This is a genomic window from Methanosarcina sp. (assembly GCF_028693135.1).
Lineage (GTDB): Archaea > Halobacteriota > Methanosarcinia > Methanosarcinales > Methanosarcinaceae > Methanosarcina.
Genome location: NZ_JAQUVZ010000001.1, coordinates 166,303 through 184,466 on the forward strand (window position 1 = coordinate 166,303; position 18,164 = coordinate 184,466).

15 protein-coding genes are annotated in these 18,164 nt (G+C 41.9%); 12 read left to right on the top strand and 3 right to left on the bottom strand.

Annotation, left to right across the window (positions count from 1 at the left end):
• Positions 1–58: 58 nt before the first annotated feature.
• Both PHF18_RS00600 and PHF18_RS00605 read left to right on the top strand, forming a co-directional pair.
• Positions 59–946: a DUF1616 domain-containing protein gene (locus tag PHF18_RS00600; protein WP_300097116.1), complete on the top strand. Its 888-nt coding sequence runs from the start codon at positions 59–61 to the stop codon at positions 944–946.
• Between the two features lie 2 nt (positions 947–948).
• A complete protein-coding gene (locus PHF18_RS00605) occupies positions 949–1,815 on the top strand; it encodes a CPBP family intramembrane glutamic endopeptidase (protein WP_300097118.1) in 867 nt (288 codons plus the stop codon).
• A 160-nt stretch (positions 1,816–1,975) separates the two neighbouring features.
• Here PHF18_RS00605 and PHF18_RS00610 read toward each other — a convergent pair whose 3' ends face one another.
• Entirely contained in the window at positions 1,976–2,173 is a 198-nt protein-coding gene (locus PHF18_RS00610) for a hypothetical protein (RefSeq protein WP_300097120.1), read from the bottom strand.
• Position 2,174: 1 nt separating this feature from the next.
• Here PHF18_RS00610 and PHF18_RS00615 point away from each other — a divergent pair, with 1 nt between their 5' ends.
• The 6 genes from PHF18_RS00615 to PHF18_RS00640 all read left to right on the top strand — a co-directional run bounded on the left by PHF18_RS00615 (position 2,175) and on the right by PHF18_RS00640 (position 8,615).
• Positions 2,175–2,324, top strand: coding sequence for a hypothetical protein (locus PHF18_RS00615; RefSeq protein WP_300097122.1), 150 nt, complete (start codon positions 2,175–2,177; stop codon positions 2,322–2,324).
• 892 nt (positions 2,325–3,216) lie between these two features.
• Positions 3,217–3,885, top strand: a complete 669-nt coding sequence (locus PHF18_RS00620; RefSeq protein ID WP_300097123.1) for an acyltransferase — start codon at positions 3,217–3,219, stop codon at positions 3,883–3,885.
• Between the two features lie 81 nt (positions 3,886–3,966).
• Positions 3,967–5,049, top strand: coding sequence for a DegT/DnrJ/EryC1/StrS aminotransferase family protein (locus PHF18_RS00625; protein ID WP_300097125.1), 1,083 nt, complete (start codon positions 3,967–3,969; stop codon positions 5,047–5,049).
• 47 nt (positions 5,050–5,096) lie between these two features.
• Positions 5,097–6,035, top strand: coding sequence for a UDP-N-acetylglucosamine 3-dehydrogenase (locus PHF18_RS00630; RefSeq protein ID WP_300097298.1), 939 nt, complete (start codon positions 5,097–5,099; stop codon positions 6,033–6,035).
• Positions 6,036–6,077: 42 nt separating this feature from the next.
• The gene (locus PHF18_RS00635) at positions 6,078–7,505 is read left to right on the top strand and encodes a nucleotide sugar dehydrogenase (RefSeq protein WP_300097127.1); all 1,428 of its coding nucleotides are present in this window, start codon (positions 6,078–6,080) and stop codon (positions 7,503–7,505) included.
• Positions 7,506–7,568: 63 nt separating this feature from the next.
• Positions 7,569–8,615 (top strand): polysaccharide deacetylase family protein, encoded by a 1,047-nt coding sequence (locus tag PHF18_RS00640; protein ID WP_300097129.1) that lies wholly within the window; start codon positions 7,569–7,571, stop codon positions 8,613–8,615.
• 777 nt (positions 8,616–9,392) lie between these two features.
• On the opposite strand, the gene PHF18_RS00645 is transcribed toward PHF18_RS00640, so the two are convergent.
• Entirely contained in the window at positions 9,393–10,472 is a 1,080-nt protein-coding gene (locus PHF18_RS00645; RefSeq protein ID WP_300097131.1) for a transposase, read from the bottom strand.
• Positions 10,473–11,230: 758 nt separating this feature from the next.
• On the opposite strand from PHF18_RS00645, the gene PHF18_RS00650 reads away from it, so the two are divergent.
• The 3 genes from PHF18_RS00650 to PHF18_RS00660 all read left to right on the top strand — a co-directional run bounded on the left by PHF18_RS00650 (position 11,231) and on the right by PHF18_RS00660 (position 15,531).
• On the top strand, positions 11,231–12,739 hold the full coding sequence (locus tag PHF18_RS00650; RefSeq protein ID WP_300097133.1) for a lipopolysaccharide biosynthesis protein: 1,509 nt from the start codon (positions 11,231–11,233) through the stop codon (positions 12,737–12,739).
• 359 nt (positions 12,740–13,098) lie between these two features.
• The gene (locus PHF18_RS00655) at positions 13,099–13,863 is read left to right on the top strand and encodes a hypothetical protein (RefSeq protein ID WP_300097135.1); all 765 of its coding nucleotides are present in this window, start codon (positions 13,099–13,101) and stop codon (positions 13,861–13,863) included.
• 231 nt (positions 13,864–14,094) lie between these two features.
• Positions 14,095–15,531, top strand: a complete 1,437-nt coding sequence (locus PHF18_RS00660) for a TIGR04279 domain-containing protein (protein WP_300097137.1) — start codon at positions 14,095–14,097, stop codon at positions 15,529–15,531.
• Between the two features lie 461 nt (positions 15,532–15,992).
• On the opposite strand, the gene PHF18_RS00665 is transcribed toward PHF18_RS00660, so the two are convergent.
• A complete protein-coding gene (locus PHF18_RS00665; protein ID WP_300097139.1) occupies positions 15,993–16,673 on the bottom strand; it encodes an acylphosphatase in 681 nt (226 codons plus the stop codon).
• 284 nt (positions 16,674–16,957) lie between these two features.
• Between PHF18_RS00665 and PHF18_RS00670 the strand changes: the two genes are divergently transcribed.
• On the top strand, positions 16,958–18,139 hold the full coding sequence (locus PHF18_RS00670) for an ATP-binding protein (protein ID WP_300097141.1): 1,182 nt from the start codon (positions 16,958–16,960) through the stop codon (positions 18,137–18,139).
• The last annotated feature ends 25 nt before the right edge of the window (positions 18,140–18,164 follow it).

Genomic DNA, 18,164 nt, shown 5'->3' on the forward strand with positions numbered 1-18,164 from the left:
CAAAAAGGATAAAACTGGAAAGCCAGAAAAAAATTAAAATCATATTATGAGGAGTCATATGGCCGGGAACCAGAAGTTTCCATCTGACCTGCTGTTTGTGGTAGGCCTTGTAGTTCTTACGGATATTTTTGTACTGATTCCTGTACTCAGTGAGAGTTTTATTCGTACAGTCCTTGGCTTGCCACTGGTATTATTTCTACCAGGGTATGCTCTTATAGCCATGCTATTTCCAACAAAGACCGGGCTTGAGGGAATTGAAAGGGCGGCACTTTCTGTTGGAATAAGTGTTGCAATTGTACCTCTTATAGGACTTGTACTTAGTAATACATCATTCGGGATCCGGGAAGGGCCTCTACTTGTAAGCCTCTCTGTGTTTATTATCCTTGCGTGCGCAGCAGCATATGTCCGCAGGATGCAGCTTCCAGAAGACAAAACCTTTGGGATCTCTTTGAAGGCTTCTGCCAGTTCCCTGTTAGTTGAGGTTCTGGGAAAAACCGAGTCGTCAACGGAAAAGACGCTAAGGATTTTTCTGGCACTTTCCATTCTGGCCTTAGTAGGAACTGTAGCTTATGTAGCCATTGTTCCCCACGAACAGGAGCCATTTACAGAATTCTATATCCTCGGACCTGAGGGAACAGCTGATAACTATACTACAGAGTATGTGCAGGGAGAAAGTGGAACAGTCATTATAGGGATCGCAAACCATGAAAACAGAGCCGTAAACTATACAATGGATGTCAGGCTCGAAAACAAATCCCTGCAGTTGCCTGAAAACCTGAAACATATAAAACTTGAAGACAACACAACCCTGGAAGAGCCCCTTGAGATAACCCCCTCTTTTGAAGGAGAGAATCTGGAGCTTGAGTTCCTGCTTTTCAACGAGCCTGAAGAGGATGTGCCTTACAGAGACCTGCGCCTCTGGATAAACGTTACCAGGGAGGCCTGAAGATGGAAACATATGAGAATAAGGAGATGCAAAACCCTGAACATATAGAGATACAAACCCCAGAGTACCGGGAAATGCATATTCCTGACAATCGGGCGACGTCCCAGCCGGAATTAAGAAACGCGGGACTTTACCTGATCATACCGATTGTAGCCATTGCCTTTGCGGAATTTATGATATTTTCCGGAAGGGTTATAGCAGCTATGGAGGTACATGCAGCCGTCCTTCTTGGGCTTTCCCTTTCCATGTTGTATATAAAAAACGAGGATATCCAGAAGACTTACCAGGCCCTTATCCTGCTACCAATCCTGAGACTTGTAAACCTTTCAATGCCGGCATTTTATGAAGAAACCCTTTACTCGTTTGTCTTTATCTACGGGCTCCTTACAATTCCAGTAACCATTGCACTCACCAACCAGGGGTTTACCCGAGAACAGCTTGGAGTAACCTTCAAAAAGATAGCCCTCTATATTCCGCTCGCGATAATTATGGGGCTCCTGCTTGCAGTAGGGGAATACCTCATAATAAAGACAAACTACCTCATCCCCGACCTTTCAATTCCAAACCTTCTGACGCTTACTTTTCTGATGGTCTTTTTAGTAGGTCTTATTGAAGAGCTAATCTTCAGGTCTGTTCTGCAGAACCGGCTCGAAGTGCTTCTCGGGAGCCGGGGAGGACTGATAATCACAAGCGTCCTGTTCGGATTAATGCATTCTGGGTATGGAAACATAGGGGAAGTATTCTACGCCTTATTAGTAGGTTTTATCATAGGATATATGTTCTACAAAACCCGAAGCCTCCCTCTGGTCGCAATGATCCACGGCTTCATAAACGTCTTCCTCTTTGGAGTCCTCCCCCATCTTTTCTAAATTCATTTTTTTAAAAAAATATGAAAGTAAACCGGCAGAAAAAAAAGCAGGAAAACTTTTTTAAAAAATGGATAAGGAAAATTTCTTTAATGAGGCTTTTAAAAAAAAGATTGTTTCCTCGGGGCTGTTGTATTCAAGGCTTAAAAGGGCTTTCCAGACATTAAAAGAGATCTACAAGCTTGTAAAGAATAACTGCACCGAAAGCAAACAGAAGTGGAAGAATTCCCATATTCAGAGACGTTTTCACAGAATCTCCCCAGTTCTTTGACAGAGGAAGGAAGTCTCGAAGAAGTAACAGTAAAAGCAAAGTTGCTACGGCTACTGATGCACCTTCAGGAACCCCTAGTGTAGTCATCATTGTGAGCGCACCCGAAGAAGCTGAAGTTGATGAAATTAAACTTGTAAGCGTAGTCAAAACTCCTCTAGTTGATTCAGATCTCAGAAAGACAAATGTGCAATCTGGTATAAAAATCCTCCTCCTTTTAATTTTCGGAATTAAAGCTCTATGATCTGAAAAAAACAACCGAAAAGATGGCTATAGATCTTGAAAACCCTGAAAGTCCCGGTCCATAGAGTAAGAGAAAAAGGTTAATAATATAATAAAGATTGGGGACGGGACAGATCAGGCCTATGGCTCTAAGGTTGATGTACCCAATATTTTTAAGAAGATGAACTTCCATATAAAAATTAGAACTATAATATGGTAAACTCACGAATTAATTACACCTTTAAACACCAATTTAATGCACCTGAACTGGTTTGAGGAGTGTAGATTTTTACGGTGAGGACTATTTATCACTAATAATGGCTGCATCAGGATAATGGCATTATAACAGGAGAAGATAACAGGAGAAGATAACAGGATAAAAACAACAGGATAAAAACAACAGGATAAAAACAATAGGATAAAAACAACAGGATGAAAACAACAGGATAAAGTCGATATAATTAAAGACGATAAAGGGATTTAAGAGGCTTAAATGCGACGATTAATGCAAATATACTAGTGTCGTGGCAGTCTTCAAGGATTGAACAATTCTGAATAGTTGTAACCGATTTTATACGATATTTTACCTTTGACGAGACACTAAAATAAAAGGAAAATTTAGCAGAAGAAATAAGGAAAAAATAGTAGATAGACAATAAACCAAATCGCTTAAATAATTATAAGGTATATTCAGCTAAGAAATTAAACACAGTTAGAAACTTATAGGGAGTGAGTAGAGGGAATAACGAAAAGCCAAAATCGTCATCTTGTCCAGCTCAGAATAATAAATTTTCCGGGTAATCCGTGGACAGGAAAACCCAAATGCAGTTAAAAATAAGAAGAGTGTTGCATTAATTTGATTCGAAGCACTCCGAATGAGTTATAAAGTACAGAAGAAAAACGGGGGGAAGAATATGAACTCAAAAGAATTCAAAATCCACAGTTCATCTAAAGTTTACGGTACCTCTGTAATCGGAAAGGATACGGCAATTCTGGAGAATGTAATACTGGGGTATCCAGAACACAGAGTCCTTATGGAGATTCTCAAACAGGATATGGAGATAGAGGACTTTGATTTTCCGGGTTGCAGTATAGGTCCAAACTCGATTATAAGAGCAGGGTCTACAATTTTTTCCAGCGTAAAAACCGGAAAAAACTTCAAGACCGGACATAATGTAATGATAAGGGAAAACACACAAATTGGAGACAACGTACTTATCGGAACGAACGTTATCGTAGATGGAAATGTGAAGATAGGAAACAATGTCAGTATTCAAGGAAACGTCTATATCCCAACGAATGTGGTTATCGAAGACAATGTATTTATCGGACCATGTGCTGTTCTTGCCAATGATAAATACCCTATCCGAAAAAAATACGAACTTAAAGGCCCTGTTTTGAGAAAAGGAGCATCAATAGGCGCTAACGCGACCCTGCTTCCGGGAGTGGAAATCGGGGAGGGAGCAATGGTTGCCGGAGGAGCTCTTGTGACAAAAGATGTGCCCCCATGGAAGCTGGCGGTCGGTGTACCTGCCAGAATACGAGAACTTCCAGAAGATCTTAAAGAATTAAACCGGATATGAACTAAACCGAATATAAATCTATCAAAAAATCAAAGTAAAGTAATATAAAATTTTATTGATATTATTATAAGAGGTCCAAAAATGATCCCAATCGCCAAGCCCCTGATGGGCAAGGAAGAGATTGATGCAGTGACGAAGGTCCTGAGTTCAGGCATGATTGCACAGGGACCAAAAGTCGAAGAGTTTGAGCTTGCTTATTCTGAGTACACAGGCTGCGAGTATTCAGCTGCTGTAAACTCCGGCACTGCCGCCTTGCATGTCGCGCTTCTTGCCCACGGCATTGGAAAAGAAGACGAAGTGATTACAAGCCCCTTCACCTTTATTGCCACTGCAAATAGCATTCTTTACACCGGGGCAAAACCTGTTTTTGCAGATATTGAACCGGATACATATAATATAGATCCCGAAAAGATCCAGGAAAAGATTACTTCAAAAACGAAAGCCATTATGCCTGTCCACCTTTACGGACACTCTGCAGATATGAAAGCCATAATGGAAATCGCTGAAGACCACAAGCTTGTCGTGATTGAAGATGCCTGCCAGGCCCATGGCGCAGAATGCCTCGGAAAAAAAGTTGGCAGTTTCGGGACCGGAGCATTCAGCTTCTACCCGACTAAAAACATGACTACAAGTGAAGGCGGGATGATTACAACAAACGACAAGGAAATCGCAGAAAAATCAAAGATGATCAGGGCTCACGGCTCAAAAGTTCGCTACCTGCATGAAATGCTGGGTTTTAACCTGCGCATGACTGACATTGCAGCTGCAATAGGGCTTGTTCAGCTCGAAAAACTGGGCGGGTTTACTGCTGCAAGGCAGAAAAATGCGGCCATGCTTTCAGCCGGACTCAAAGGCATTTCAGAAATTGTACCTGCGATAACAAAACCTGGTTATACCCACGTTTTCCACCAGTACACAATCAGAGCTCAAAAGAGGGACGAACTGGCAACTTTCCTGAAGGAAAATGAAATCGGAACCGGGATACACTACCCAATACCCATCCACAAACAGCCCTATTATATGGAACTGGGGTACAAAGATTCCCTGCCGGTCTCGGAGAAAGCAGCAGAAGAGGTTCTTTCCCTCCCTGTACATCCGGCTTTATCCAGAGACGATGTGCAGAAGATAGTTAAGGCAACCAGAGAATTTTATGCAAACGATTGAGTAATTCCCGGACAGTAATCGCATTCTCAGAAACAGGAAGTGAAACCTTGATCAGAGTAGGAGTAATAGGCACAGGCGCCATGGGCCAGAACCACGTCCGAATCTACAGTGAGATGGAGGGCGTGGAGCTTGCCGGAATATCGGATGTCGACCAGACCAGAGTCGAAGCCATGGCCACTCAGTTTAAAACGAAAGCCTTTACGGATTATAAAAAAATGTTTGCCGAAGGCCTCGATGCAGTAAGCGTTGTTGTGCCCACAAAACTGCATAAACAGGTGGTTCTTGATGCCCTGGAAGCGGGTCTTCATGTCCTTGTAGAAAAACCAGTTGCAGACACGGTTGAAAACGCGGACCTGATGATTAAAGCCGCAAAGAAAGCAGATAAGGTGCTCATGGTAGGGCACATCGAACGCTTCAACCCTGCCGTCATAAGGCTCAAAGAAATCATAGATTCGGGCACCCTTGGCAAGATAGTATCCATCTCTACCAGGAGAGTTGGACCTTACAACCCAAGGATAAGGGACGTTGGAGTAATTCTGGATATCGGGGTTCACGATATAGACGTCATTTCATACCTTTACGGCAAAAAGATCAGGGGTGTTTACGCCATTGCTGGTGCAGATATCCACTCTTTTGAAGACCATGCCTCAATTATCCTGCGTATGGACCATAATTTTGCAGGCGTTGTAGAAACAAATTGGCTTACCCCTCATAAGGTAAGACAACTGACAGCAATAGGAATTAAGGGTGTAGCCTACCTGGACTACATAGACCAGACAGTTGAACTTCATGACAATGGCTGGATCAGAAAAGCCAAAGTCGAGCCAAGCGAGCCCCTGAAAAATGAGCTCGTTTACTTTATAGACTGCGTTAAGACAGGTAAAGAACCTAATCCCTGTGGTGAAGATGGTAAACATGCCCTTGAAGTAGCAATGGCAGCCATCAGGTCCTACGAAGAAGAGAGACTAATTGAAGTAGAGCAATAAATGGAAGAATATCCTAAAAACAATACTGGAAAGTGATAAAGCATGAGCAAATTGGAAAAACTTCTAAAGGAACGCGGCCCTATCAAAAAAATAGGAGTACTTGGCATGGGTTATGTAGGAATCCCTGCAGCCGTCTTATTCGCAGATGCTCCCTGTTTTGATAAAGTACTGGGCTTCCAGCGCAACTCAAAAAGCTCAGGCTACAAGATTGATATGCTCAACAGGGGAGAAAGCCCGCTCAAAGGGGAAGAGCCAGGCCTTGAAGAACTCATTGAAAAGGTCGTAAAAGCAGGCAAGTTCGAGTGTACCCCCGATTTCTCAAGGATCTCCGAACTTGATGCAGTTACACTTGCAATTCAGACTCCTTTTGCAAATCCCAGAGACCTGATACCCGATTTCAGCGCACTCATAGAGGGGATCAAAAACGCAGGAAAATACCTGAGGCCGGGTATGCTTGTAGTCCTCGAATCCACAATCACTCCGGGAACAACTGAAAGAATGGCAAAACAGATCCTTGAGGAAGAGTCCGGTCTGAAAGCAGGCGAAGATTTTGCCCTTGCCCATGCCCCTGAAAGGGTAATGGTAGGCAGGCTTTTGAGAAACATCAGAGAACACGACCGGATAGTAGGCGGAATTAATGAGGCAAGCACAAAAAGGGCTGTTGAGCTTTACTCCCCGGTGCTCACTGTAGGAAAAGTTATCCCGATGAGTGCAACTGCGGCAGAGGTTACAAAAACTGCGGAGAACACTTTCCGTGACCTTCAAATTGCAGCAATCAACCAGCTTGCCCTTTACTGTGAAGCCATGGGTATAAATGTCTATGACGTCAGGGACGGGGTTGACAGCTTAAAAGGCGAGGGGATAACAAGAGCTGTCCTCTGGCCCGGAGCAGGGGTTGGAGGCCACTGCCTGACCAAAGATACATACCACCTGGAAAGGGGAGTTAAGATCGGGACAGGACAGCTGGACTATCCCGAAGGTGCGGATTCAATCTACGTGCTTGCCAGAAAAGTCAATGACTTTATGCCTGAACACATGTACAACCTGACTGTTGCCGCCCTTGAGAGGCTTGGAAAGAAAATGAAGGGCTCAAAGGTTGCAATGCTCGGCTGGGCATTTATCAGCGACTCTGACGATGCCAGGAACACGCCTTCAGAACCGTACAGAGACTTCTGCCTGAAAGCCGGAGCCAGTGTCATGGTGCACGACCCATACGTTGTCAATTATCCGGACGTTGAGATTTCGGATAACCTGGAAGAGGTTGTAAAAGGTGCGGATGCTGTAATAGTGCTTGCGGGGCACAGTGCATACTCTGAAGTGACAGCTGATTGGGTGAAGAAAGTAAGTGGGAAAACGAATCCGGTAATTGTTGATGGGAGAAATGTAGTTGAGCCGGATGAGTTTATTGGAAAAGGGTTTGTGTATAAGGGGATTGGGAGGGGAGATAAAAACTCACATGAGATAATATGAAGGGGAAAATTCCCCTTTTTAAGACGAATTTATCTTTTATATCTGTGAAGTTGGGTGAGAATTATGTTTGAAAAACTGAAAGAAAACGAGGAACTCTGGAATCTCTTTACCAGAAAAGAAGAGTACGACCTGACCTTTCGCGACAGGTATGAAAGGTTTCCATACTATCTAAGCAACCAGAGAAGTATTTTTGAGCCAAGAGTTTCCAAATTTCTGTTAGAAAACGGGCTGAAACCGCAGTATCCGGACGGAAAAAAGTTTGCTGTCTGCCTCACACATGACATCGACGCGGTTTACCCGGAAAAATTGTCTACGATTTTCGGGTCTATTAAAGCCCTTGCCAGAGGGGATCTGACCGAGACAATGAAATCCCCTTTTTCCAGGATTTGCAAGAAATGTAATCCCTGCTGGAACTTAAGGAAAATAGTGGAGCTTGAGACAAAATATGATGCAAAATCCAGTTTTTATTTTCTTGCCCTGACCCCTGAAGAAACGGACTTTAATTATGAAATTAAAGACCTTGAATCAGAACTGGGATTTATATCCGACAGTGGATGGGAAGTTGGCCTGCACGGCGGACACGAATCTTACAACAGCCTTGAAGACATCAAAGAAAAAAAAAGTCGGCTTGAGAAAGTCTTAGGAAAAAGGGTTATCGGGTACAGAAATCACTATTTAAGGTTTAAGGTGCCGAATACCTGGGAATTATTGAGCAAAGCGGGGTTCAAATACGATACCACACTGGGGTATCCGGACTGTGCCGGCTTTAGAAATGGGATGTGCCATCCTTTCAGACCATATAATCTGAGCGAGGGGCGTACGATCGATATTATGGAGATCCCACTGGTGATTATGGACCGTTCGTTTTTTAAAGACTACATGCGCCTTGATGTTAAAAAAGCCTGGGAATGTACGAAGCATCTTATCAATACTGTTGAACAGCATAACGGCGTGATTACTATTCTCTGGCATAATAACACATGCATTGATGGAGAGAATCTTAAATATTACGAGAAAGTCCTTGAGTACTGTGCCGGTAAAAACGCCTGGATTACCAGCGGAGAGGAAATCTATAACTGGTGGACCAGTCAAATTGAGCCAGGGATCTAAAAAAATAAATTGACCTTCATTTACAATAATAAAACAACATCAATCGGCAGCTCAAAGAAGATTATTTCTTGTTAGAGATATGGTTGCCTCAAAATAGATTAATTTGATTGATGTTGACCCAGGGAATTCAGATTGATCGAAAGTTAACAGTGACTTTCTGTTAAAGATCCAATAATTATTTTATCCGTATATATAGAGACTATAATCCTCTGTAAACTACCTCATCCTCTGTAAACTACCTTATCCTCTGAAAACTACCTTATCCTCTGTGAACTACCTTATCCTCTGAAAACTACCTTATCCTCTGAAAACTACCTTATCCTCTGTGAACTACCTCACGCTAAAAAAATTGGGATTTCTGCTTTTTTCACGAAAAAATAAGGCAGGATGCTTTTGACTTTAGTCATGAGAGGAATGCCGTCAATTTTCTGGCATTCCTTTCATGTTTGGATTTCTCCACTCTGCTTTGGAAACGAATTTCCTCCGCAGGTAACGTACTTTCGTATCTCCTCTCGCCAATGTTGGATATGCTTGTTATGTGTAACACACCGCCCCTACCTCTCAGGACTTTTAATGCTACACGATAGAGCTACAAACTGAGGAAGCATTAGCAGGTATCATGACATTTCCAACGTAGTCAATTAAGACTCAGGCTGGTCAACCGGGGCACTATTACATGCCTGCCACTTTAGTGACGGGTAGTTGACTGTAACCATCTGGAGATATCAGCTGGGTCAATTACTCCCCACTAAAGTAGGGAGCTTGCGTTTCTAGGTCTTAGTTTCCTAAGCAGAACACCATAAGCCGATTGACGGCGGCTCGAAGCATGATATTTTTTGAAGCATTGAAATCAGCATTTTCGGTATGACCACATTCAAGGCAAGCGAAAGTTTCTTGTGTTTTTCTGTTCTTTTTATTGGTATATCCACATACAGAACATTGCCTTGATGTGTTTCTAGGATCGACAAGATCAACACTAACACCTAGAAGTTTTGCTTTATATTCAATGAAATTTCTAAGTTCGAAAAATGCCCATTTCTCATGCTTTTCTCTTTCTGCTTTCCTAACCGTAGTCCTCTGTCTAATACCTGAAAGATCTTCAAGAGCAATAGAACAGTTCGTGTCTTTAGCAGTTTGAACAATTTCTTTAGAAATACAATGATTGGTATCTTTTTTGAACCTTCGTTCTCTGCCACTTATTTTTATAAGATGTTTTTTAGCAGAATAAGTACCAACATGTTGAAGAATAGCTTTGATTTTTGAATATCTTTGTCTAACTTTAGTGCATTTGTCACCGGAATATACTTTTCCATCAGAAGAAACAGCAAGATTAACTATTCCAAAATCGACACCAATAATTCCGTTTGGATCAATTGGTTCTGCATCTGGAAGTTCGACAACAATCATTAGATAGAAAGTACCATCTTTGTAGATAAGATCAGCTTGTCCTCTGACTCTATTATAATCAAGTTGACGATATTCGCCGTACTTTATTCCAACCTCAATTCTACCATCTAAAGTTAGAATGGAAATAAGATCAGGTCTTTTAATAGCTAAAATTCGCTGATCATAAACAATAGATCCATGAAGGTTAAATTCATGTAATACCTTTTTATCTACTTTATAACTTTCAGCTACTTTTCCTAAAGCCCTTACTACCATTTGGGAAGATAGACCATATTTCTCTCTGATCTCATAATATATTTCTTTTTGGAGAGCAATCTTTCCAAATTTCTTTTTTTTATATGCAAAGACAGAAATAAGATTACATGCCTCATTGAACCTTTCCATAGTTTTTAATAATGAGGTCTTTTGATCATGATTTGTAATCAGTTTAGTCTTAACTGTCAATAGCATATATTGACAATATGCTTCAATAGCATTTATAATTTAATTTATTAAATTATTGTGCCTTGTGAGAAGTTGACGAATTCCTCTCGCCATTAAAATGGCAAGCATCCTTCTTAGCTTATCGTGAACTACCCCTGAACTAAACAGGCTGTCCGACAATTACTCTCAGTAGTATTTGAATTCCTTTTTTTCCGATTTAAAGGCTTTAAATTCCTTTTTTTACATGTTTTTGCCCTGAAATTGAATTGTCGGACAGCCTGTAAAGACAATAGGAATAAGTTTGCAGAATCAATAACAAGAGAACTTGAGGAAGTTGACACTTATATCCCATGAAATAAAGATTTCATGGGGTTTATGCTTCTTCCTATACTTCAGGAGTTTTCTGGATATATGCTGTCACTACTGGGATAGGGGCGCTGTTGAGTCGGATGAATATATAAAGATAATTTGTATATAATAGGAAATTGGAAAGGGAGAAGAAGGTGTCGGGTAAAAAATTAAGGAAAGGTCAGGTACTGAAACTCTGAAGAGTTAGGAATGATAAAAATATAGCTTCAATGTTTAGTTCGGGAATTGCTCTATAGTTCAATTTCCCTAACTAATCATTCCTGGCAACAAAAATTCTTGATATTATATTTGTATTGTTCCTTAATATTTTAAAAAGGGCAAATATAACCGCAGGAATTTAAACTATCCACTTCAGAGATTTAAAAGTGTCCATTTGCCTTGCATGAAAAACGACGCCTCTTGCCAGAGTAGTTGCTATGGATGAAAAGACAGCAGAAACAGCAGAAAAGCCATCTAAAAACAAAAAGAAGGCAAGTTTTGTATCAGATGTGCTGACACTCGCAGGCGGAACAACCTTCGCTCAGATCCTTACGGTTCTGGCAGCTCCTGTTCTGACCCGTCTTTACGGACCGGAGGATTTTGGAGTCTGGGCTCTTTATATGTCTATCACGAGCATTATAAACGTGATTGCATGCCTGAGGTATGAGTTCTCTATAATGCTGCCGGAATCAGACGAGGAAGCAGTAAACCTTCTAGGTCTGAGTTTCTTGGCAGTCCTTGTTATTACCAGTTTAACCGTGCCATTTGTCTGGTACTTCAAAGCTCCGCTAATTGATCTTCTAAATGCCCCACAAATCGGAGATTATCTCTGGCTTGTGCCTCCGTTTGTGTTTGTAAACGGGGTTTTTCTCGCACTTAACCAGTGGAACTCAAGAACAAAACTCTTCAAGAGACTTTCCTTCGCAAGAGTTTTCAGTTCGGTTTCGACCACTGCAACCCAAATAACCCTCGGAATTGCAGAACATCCCCCAACTGCAACTGGCTTAATCGGCGGCAGCCTTGCAGGTCAGTCTGTAGCGACATTCGTGCTTGGAGGGCAGATCTGGAGAGACGATAGAAAACAGATAACAAAGAGCCTGAGCTGGAAAAAAATATATGAAGGCGCTATACGGCACCGCAAACTTCCACTCATAGACAGCTGGTCTGCCCTTATGAACTCCATCTCCTGGCAACTTCCGGCTTTTCTTCTTTCAGCCTTTTTTGCTCCTGCGGTGGTTGGCTTTTATTCCCTCGGGTTCCGCCTGCTCCAGTTACCGATGAGTTTTATTGGCGGTTCGATCTCACAGGTATTTTATCAGAGGGCATCAAGAGCAATATCAGACGGCACCCTCAGTATTCTTGTTGAAAATGTTTTCAGAATGCTTGTGCTCATAGGCATGTTCCCTATATTGGTTCTCACAATTGTCGGAAGCGATGTCTTTACCGTTGTTTTTGGGAGTGCCTGGACAGAAGCAGGAGTCTACGCCCAGATCCTGAGCCTCTGGGCATTTATATGGTTTATCTCATCCCCTTTAACCACAATATACCTGGTAGTAGAAGAACTTCACTTTGGCTTTAACTACAATTTTTTCAATCTACTGACTCGCTTCCTGTCCCTTACAATTGGCGGAATGCTCGGAAGCGCCCGTCTAGCCCTTGCCCTTTTCTCCATATCAGGCATTGTGGTGTACGGGTACCTATGCCTGAAAATGATGTATTACTCAGGGGTAAAGACCTCAAGAGCGCTGAAAATAGTATTCTCAAACCTGGTCCTCTTTACCCCTGCAGGAGCAGTCCTGATAGCTCTCAAAACAGCAGGAATAAACCAGGTCATTCTTGTTGTAATTTCCGGTTTGAGTATCGGCATTTATTATATATATATACTGAAAACCGATAGACAGGTAAAAGAGATAATAGGGGAATTAAAAATTCCGGGAAAAGCATAAAAAGTGTGAAAACTCATCGAAGATAATCAATAGGCTCGCGTTCGAAAGATTGCGCTCTGGATACAACACCTGATGAGAAATACTGATAACCATGCTATTCTCATAAATAACCGGATTCAGATTCTGCGGCAAGTCGTATAAAAGGCAATGTGAAATATAAATAGACTTTTCTGAGAGAGATAGTTATAAAAACCAGTCTGTAGTGAAACTCTTTGCCGCCGAAAGCCCGAGATATCAAAAGGAAAAACGACATAAACATGCTGATTTATCTGCACATTATCTGAAAGTTATGTATTCAAATTAATACAAAAATATCAAAACAGAGATTCAGGATTTTGTTTTCAGAGGGGATTACTTCCATGAAATTCGCTTCCACTTTCATCCAGAACCAGAGTAATAGAAAAAAGCTGAAACTGCTGTTCTACTTTTCAGTACTTCTATGCCTTATCCCATTTCCCGGGAATGCTGCAACTAACAGTTGGGAACTTATCCCTGAAAACCCGGTAGTTGGGGATACGATAGAGATAAGAGGAGCCGATTTCGCGGGAGAGACAGCAGACGTGTGGGTATCCTTTGAAAAGGATGTCCAGGTTTCGGACGACAAATACGAATATCTGCTTGAGGACGTGAAAATCCCGTCCGGGTTCAATAACCGTTTTACTGTGCAGGCAATAGGGGCCGATGACCTGAACGTGAGAGTAAAGATGATACTCTGGATAACCATAACTGGAAAAGCAAAAGAAGGAAAAGCCACGGTTTCCCAGGCAGGTGTCCCCCCAGGGACTTACAAAATCAGGCTTGATGGGAAATCAAACGCCTCTGAGGTTAAACTTAAGATTACAGGTTTCCAGCAGGTTAAGGTGGATTCGGGGGATTTCAGCTATAAGTACGACACTAAATCGATACCATCGGGCAATTTTGAGGTAAAGGTAGGGGACGTTGCAAAGCAGGTCACCCTGCATCCGGCAGAGAGCGTACCCTCGGATATGATACCTTCTTCGGAACAAAAAAAGGACCAAAAGGAAGACGGTTCCAGGGATTGGCATACCTGGAAAATGTGGATTGCGGGGATCTTAACCGGAATGATACTACTTTTGCTTTATTCAAGGATTAAAAAACGTTAAAGTTACGGATTTCTGGAAGGCAAAAAAAGTATTTAGACACTGTGAAGAGTATTTAAGCAATTAAAATGTTCTCGACCACCCTGCAAATCTCTTTAACGGCGAACAAATGCTTTTAAATAAAGATATGAATGTTAAAGAATACTTAATTGAAAAAATAAAGATCACTGACCCTGAAAAAGAGTAAATAGTCCGGAATTAAGTAGGGAAGAGAATAACTAAGGAGTGGCGTAATTGAAGAAGAGAACAGGAACACATAATGGTATTTATGGCAGAATATTCAGGTTAACCCTGACAGTTTTGATAATTACTTTTTCATTCATTTCAGTATCAGCGGCATTTTCAGAAAAAGAGCCCTGGATTGCAGTTATTGAAAAAAATGATAACAGCATTTTTTTCGCAGACCATAATGAGAGCCTGACGGAAGGCGGCTGGATCCGTCTCAGTGGAGGAAATGAAATTCAACTTCCACAGCCCCTTAATTTCACATACAGAGGGACAGACAGCCTTAAAAGTGCGGGAACTGTCCTTGAACTAAAATCGCGTGCATATCCAGGAACTGATACGGAACTGGTCCTTACATACCCTTACTCCACCCATCCCTTTTACGCTGAAAACGAGAAAGTAAAGATGGATTTCAAAGGACCTGAAGCCTTCGGGAAGCAGAAAGTGAATATTTACCTGATCGAGGGGCTTAATGTGAATTCCCTTAAAGAAGCCTTTACGGATATCAGGGACGGGAACGCCTTGAGCTTCAAGGAGATCTTCGACAATAGCACGGATTCTACAACCCTGGTAACAACCGCGGTCCTGGACGAAAATGGAGACCTGTCCTCCCCCCTTACTCTTGATCCTCTTCCAGCAGGCAGTTATGGAGTACTCATAATGCTTGCAGGCAACGAAAATGAAGAGCCTGAGGCTGAAAGAAAGGTCCTTTCAGCAACCTGTTTTGAGGTCATGAAATACAAACTGGAAGTAGGTTTCCCGAAGAAGATCAAAGAAGGCGAAAATCTTGAAGTCAACCTGAAACTGAAAAAGGCTCCGGCACAGGGGACCTACACATACGGCGCCCTGCTGATAAAGGAGGAGGCCTACCGCGCAGAAATAAATGTAAGCTCCAATGGGACAGTGAACGGGACCGATATATTCGTTAACGGAATTGATATCATCAATGAATTCGGCATTAATTCCACAAACTACGAGTCCAAATTCAGCAAAAATGAACTCACGACCGAAATCCAGACTATGATCGGAGAAGGAAACGGTACGATAAGCATAGGAGAAGAAAACCAGAACACACTCTCCCTGACAACCTTTGACCTCCCTCCAGGAGACTACCTCCTCTTTGCAGCTGCCTATGAAAATGGCAAAGGTCTTGCAAGCATAACCCAGAAAGAGATGACGATACGTGAAGACAAAAAATCAAACGGGCCATACAAAAAACAAGAATCAAAAAACAACCTGGCAACAGAGAGTAAGAGTCCTTCCACCATGGAAACCGAGCAGCCCATTCTTGATACAGTAAGCTCACTCCGGCTCGACGATCTCGAACCTCAGATAAGAGGAAACATCCCCCAGGCAGCAGAGATCATGAAAAATCCCCCTAAGCTGGCTTCCTTTATTATAGGCTTTTTGGGAACACTCACGATAGGAATTTCGATACTGAAATAAGGCGCTAAAACCGGAAAAACAGCGGATGAAAGTTCGGGCCTGGAGAGAGCGACTGAAGAAGATCAGGAGCAATCTAACCGGGCATCCGCCGGTTTTTAAATTTTTGTTTTTAGATTTAGATTTGTTTTATATTTGAGATTATTTTTTTATTCAAGAAAACCTCCGTGAACTTTCCCAGAGAGAACTTAACCGTTTTTTAAAGGATTACTCGTGAGACCTTGAAAAACTGCACTAAAATATGTCTCAAGCACCTGCGGCTCTTTCAACCCCTTAACTGTTCAGGTGAACCCTCCAAAAATCCTGGCTTTCATCGGGTATTTTTACTGGAAAGCCCGATGCCCCCCACAGGTGAGAATTCCGGGACAGAAAAATGGACGAAAATAGAAGATATTGAAAGGTTTAAGCTACAAAAAACTGAAAAAATATTAATTACTGAGCCAGATGTTTTGCTCAAACAGCATTCAGGGAATAACTTTTGTTTTAATGAGAGATAACTCACGTTCTATGGTTGAAATCCTTTCATCAAGATGAGACCTGAAATTATCCCGGGTTAAGCGGATTTCGGATGTTATTTCCACTCGAGCCTGATCTATTTTATTGCCCAGCACATCAATTTTTCCGCCGAGATAGTCCAGTTTTCCGCCGAGGAAATTAATTTTCCCACCGAGGGAATCCATTTTCCCACCGAGGGAATCCATTTTCCCACCGAGGGAATCCATTTTCCCACCGAGGGAATCCATTTTCCCACCGAGGACATCAATTTTCCCACCAATGGAGTCCATTTTCTGGCCGAGGTTAGAATTAATTTCTCGAATATATCTCGCAGCCACATCCATTCTTTCATAAGTTGCTGTGGTCAGATCCTCGTCTCTGATAAGCTCAAATGTTGTATACTCACCTGTTGGCTGTTTGTAGACCACTTCTATATTTTCTACACGAATGGGATATTGAGTTATGTTAATTTTTGTGAGCAATTCGCTAATGGTGTCTTCGTCCCCTTCGCAAACAACCTGTACTGCCCCGTCATCAAGATTTTTAACATATCCGTTGAGATTTAGATTAAAAGCAATCTCATCAATGAAATCTCTGAAACCTGCTTTTTGGACTCGACCATATACTTTGATCTCGGCACGTTTCTCCATGTGATGTATATTTTCTTAACAGGAGATAAACCTTATTCTCTGTTCTCTCTCAAAGTACCCAAGTCCCATACAACCATTCCTGAAGTCTCGAAGGTTCCATGAAAAAACCCTCGATTAACGCGAGTAAGCAGTATCGTGAGCGGCCTACCCAAAAAACCTGCTGGAAATAAAGGGCAAAGAAGAAAATTGAGTGGGTAATAATAGGAAATCCTATTAATAGGTAATCCTAGTATTAATGTAATATGTAAAAACTATATATGGTCCTGCCTATTATATTGATTATTATGAACAGGCCCTTTATGTATGGAAAACCTGTAGCAAAACCCTATTTTGTGGATAGGGAAAATGAATCCGGGGTGCTGCTGGCTGAAATCGGGAATCTTAAGGACGGGACGTGCATGAACCTTGCAGTCCTCGGCCCGAGGAGAGTGGGTAAGACTTCCCTCATAAAGAATGTAATTCTGGAACTTGAAAACGAAGAAAAGGTAATCCCGGTTTTCATTGACTGCCTTTCGATGCCTTCCATAAGGCGTTTTTCCAGTGTTTTTGTGGAGAATGCCAAAAAAGGGTATGTTGAAAAAACCAATGACGGAGCATACCTCACAAAACTTAATGAGTATCTGAAAAAAAGCGTTTCAGAGATTCTTTTAAAATTCTCCCAGCTGGACATCTCCATTGCTTCCTATATCTCGATAAAGTTAAGCATGGAAGACCCGAAAGCCGAAGAAGCTATACTCTTTGAAAATGCCCTGAATTACCCTGAAGAACTTGCAAAGAGTAAGGATGTATATTTTGTCGTATTCCTGGACGAATTTGCCGAGCTTGCGGAGAAAGAAAGAGACGAATTTCTAAAACTCCTGAGGACGGTTATCCAGCAGCAAACAAGGGTTATGTATATCTTTTCAAGCTCTGCCATGACCTATATGAATGACATGGTATACCACAATAAAAGCCCTTTTTATAGGCAGTTGAAACCTGTTTTTATAGGACCTATTCCCGGGGATTGTGCCCGGAATTTTATAAAAGAACGGTTTTCCCTTGCCAGCTACTCTATAGGGGAAAAAGCTCTGGATGTGATGATGCAAAAAAGCAATTGTTTACCGGACTACCTCCAGCGCCTAGGAGATGCTCTGCTTGACACTGCAAAAAACAATCCTATAAATGAAACCGATGTCTTTCTGGCCTACGAAGAAATTTTTGTAACCCTTGACCCCACCTTTTCCCTGGTCTTTGCAAGGCTGGGCGAGAATTCAAAAATTTATTCCGACATCGTAATCTCAACCGCCAGGTTCGCCAAACCTTCCCTGATTGCAAGAGATGCAGGAATTCCTCCGGGTTCCCTGTACTATTACATACCCTACCTGATCAACCTGGGACTTATAAAAAAAATAGAGCCAGGCCAATACTGCCTGACTGATCCGATTTTCAAAGACTGGATAATCAGGAAGTTTCAGCTGGAAAATTGAATCCCGAATTTATCAATCCGGCATG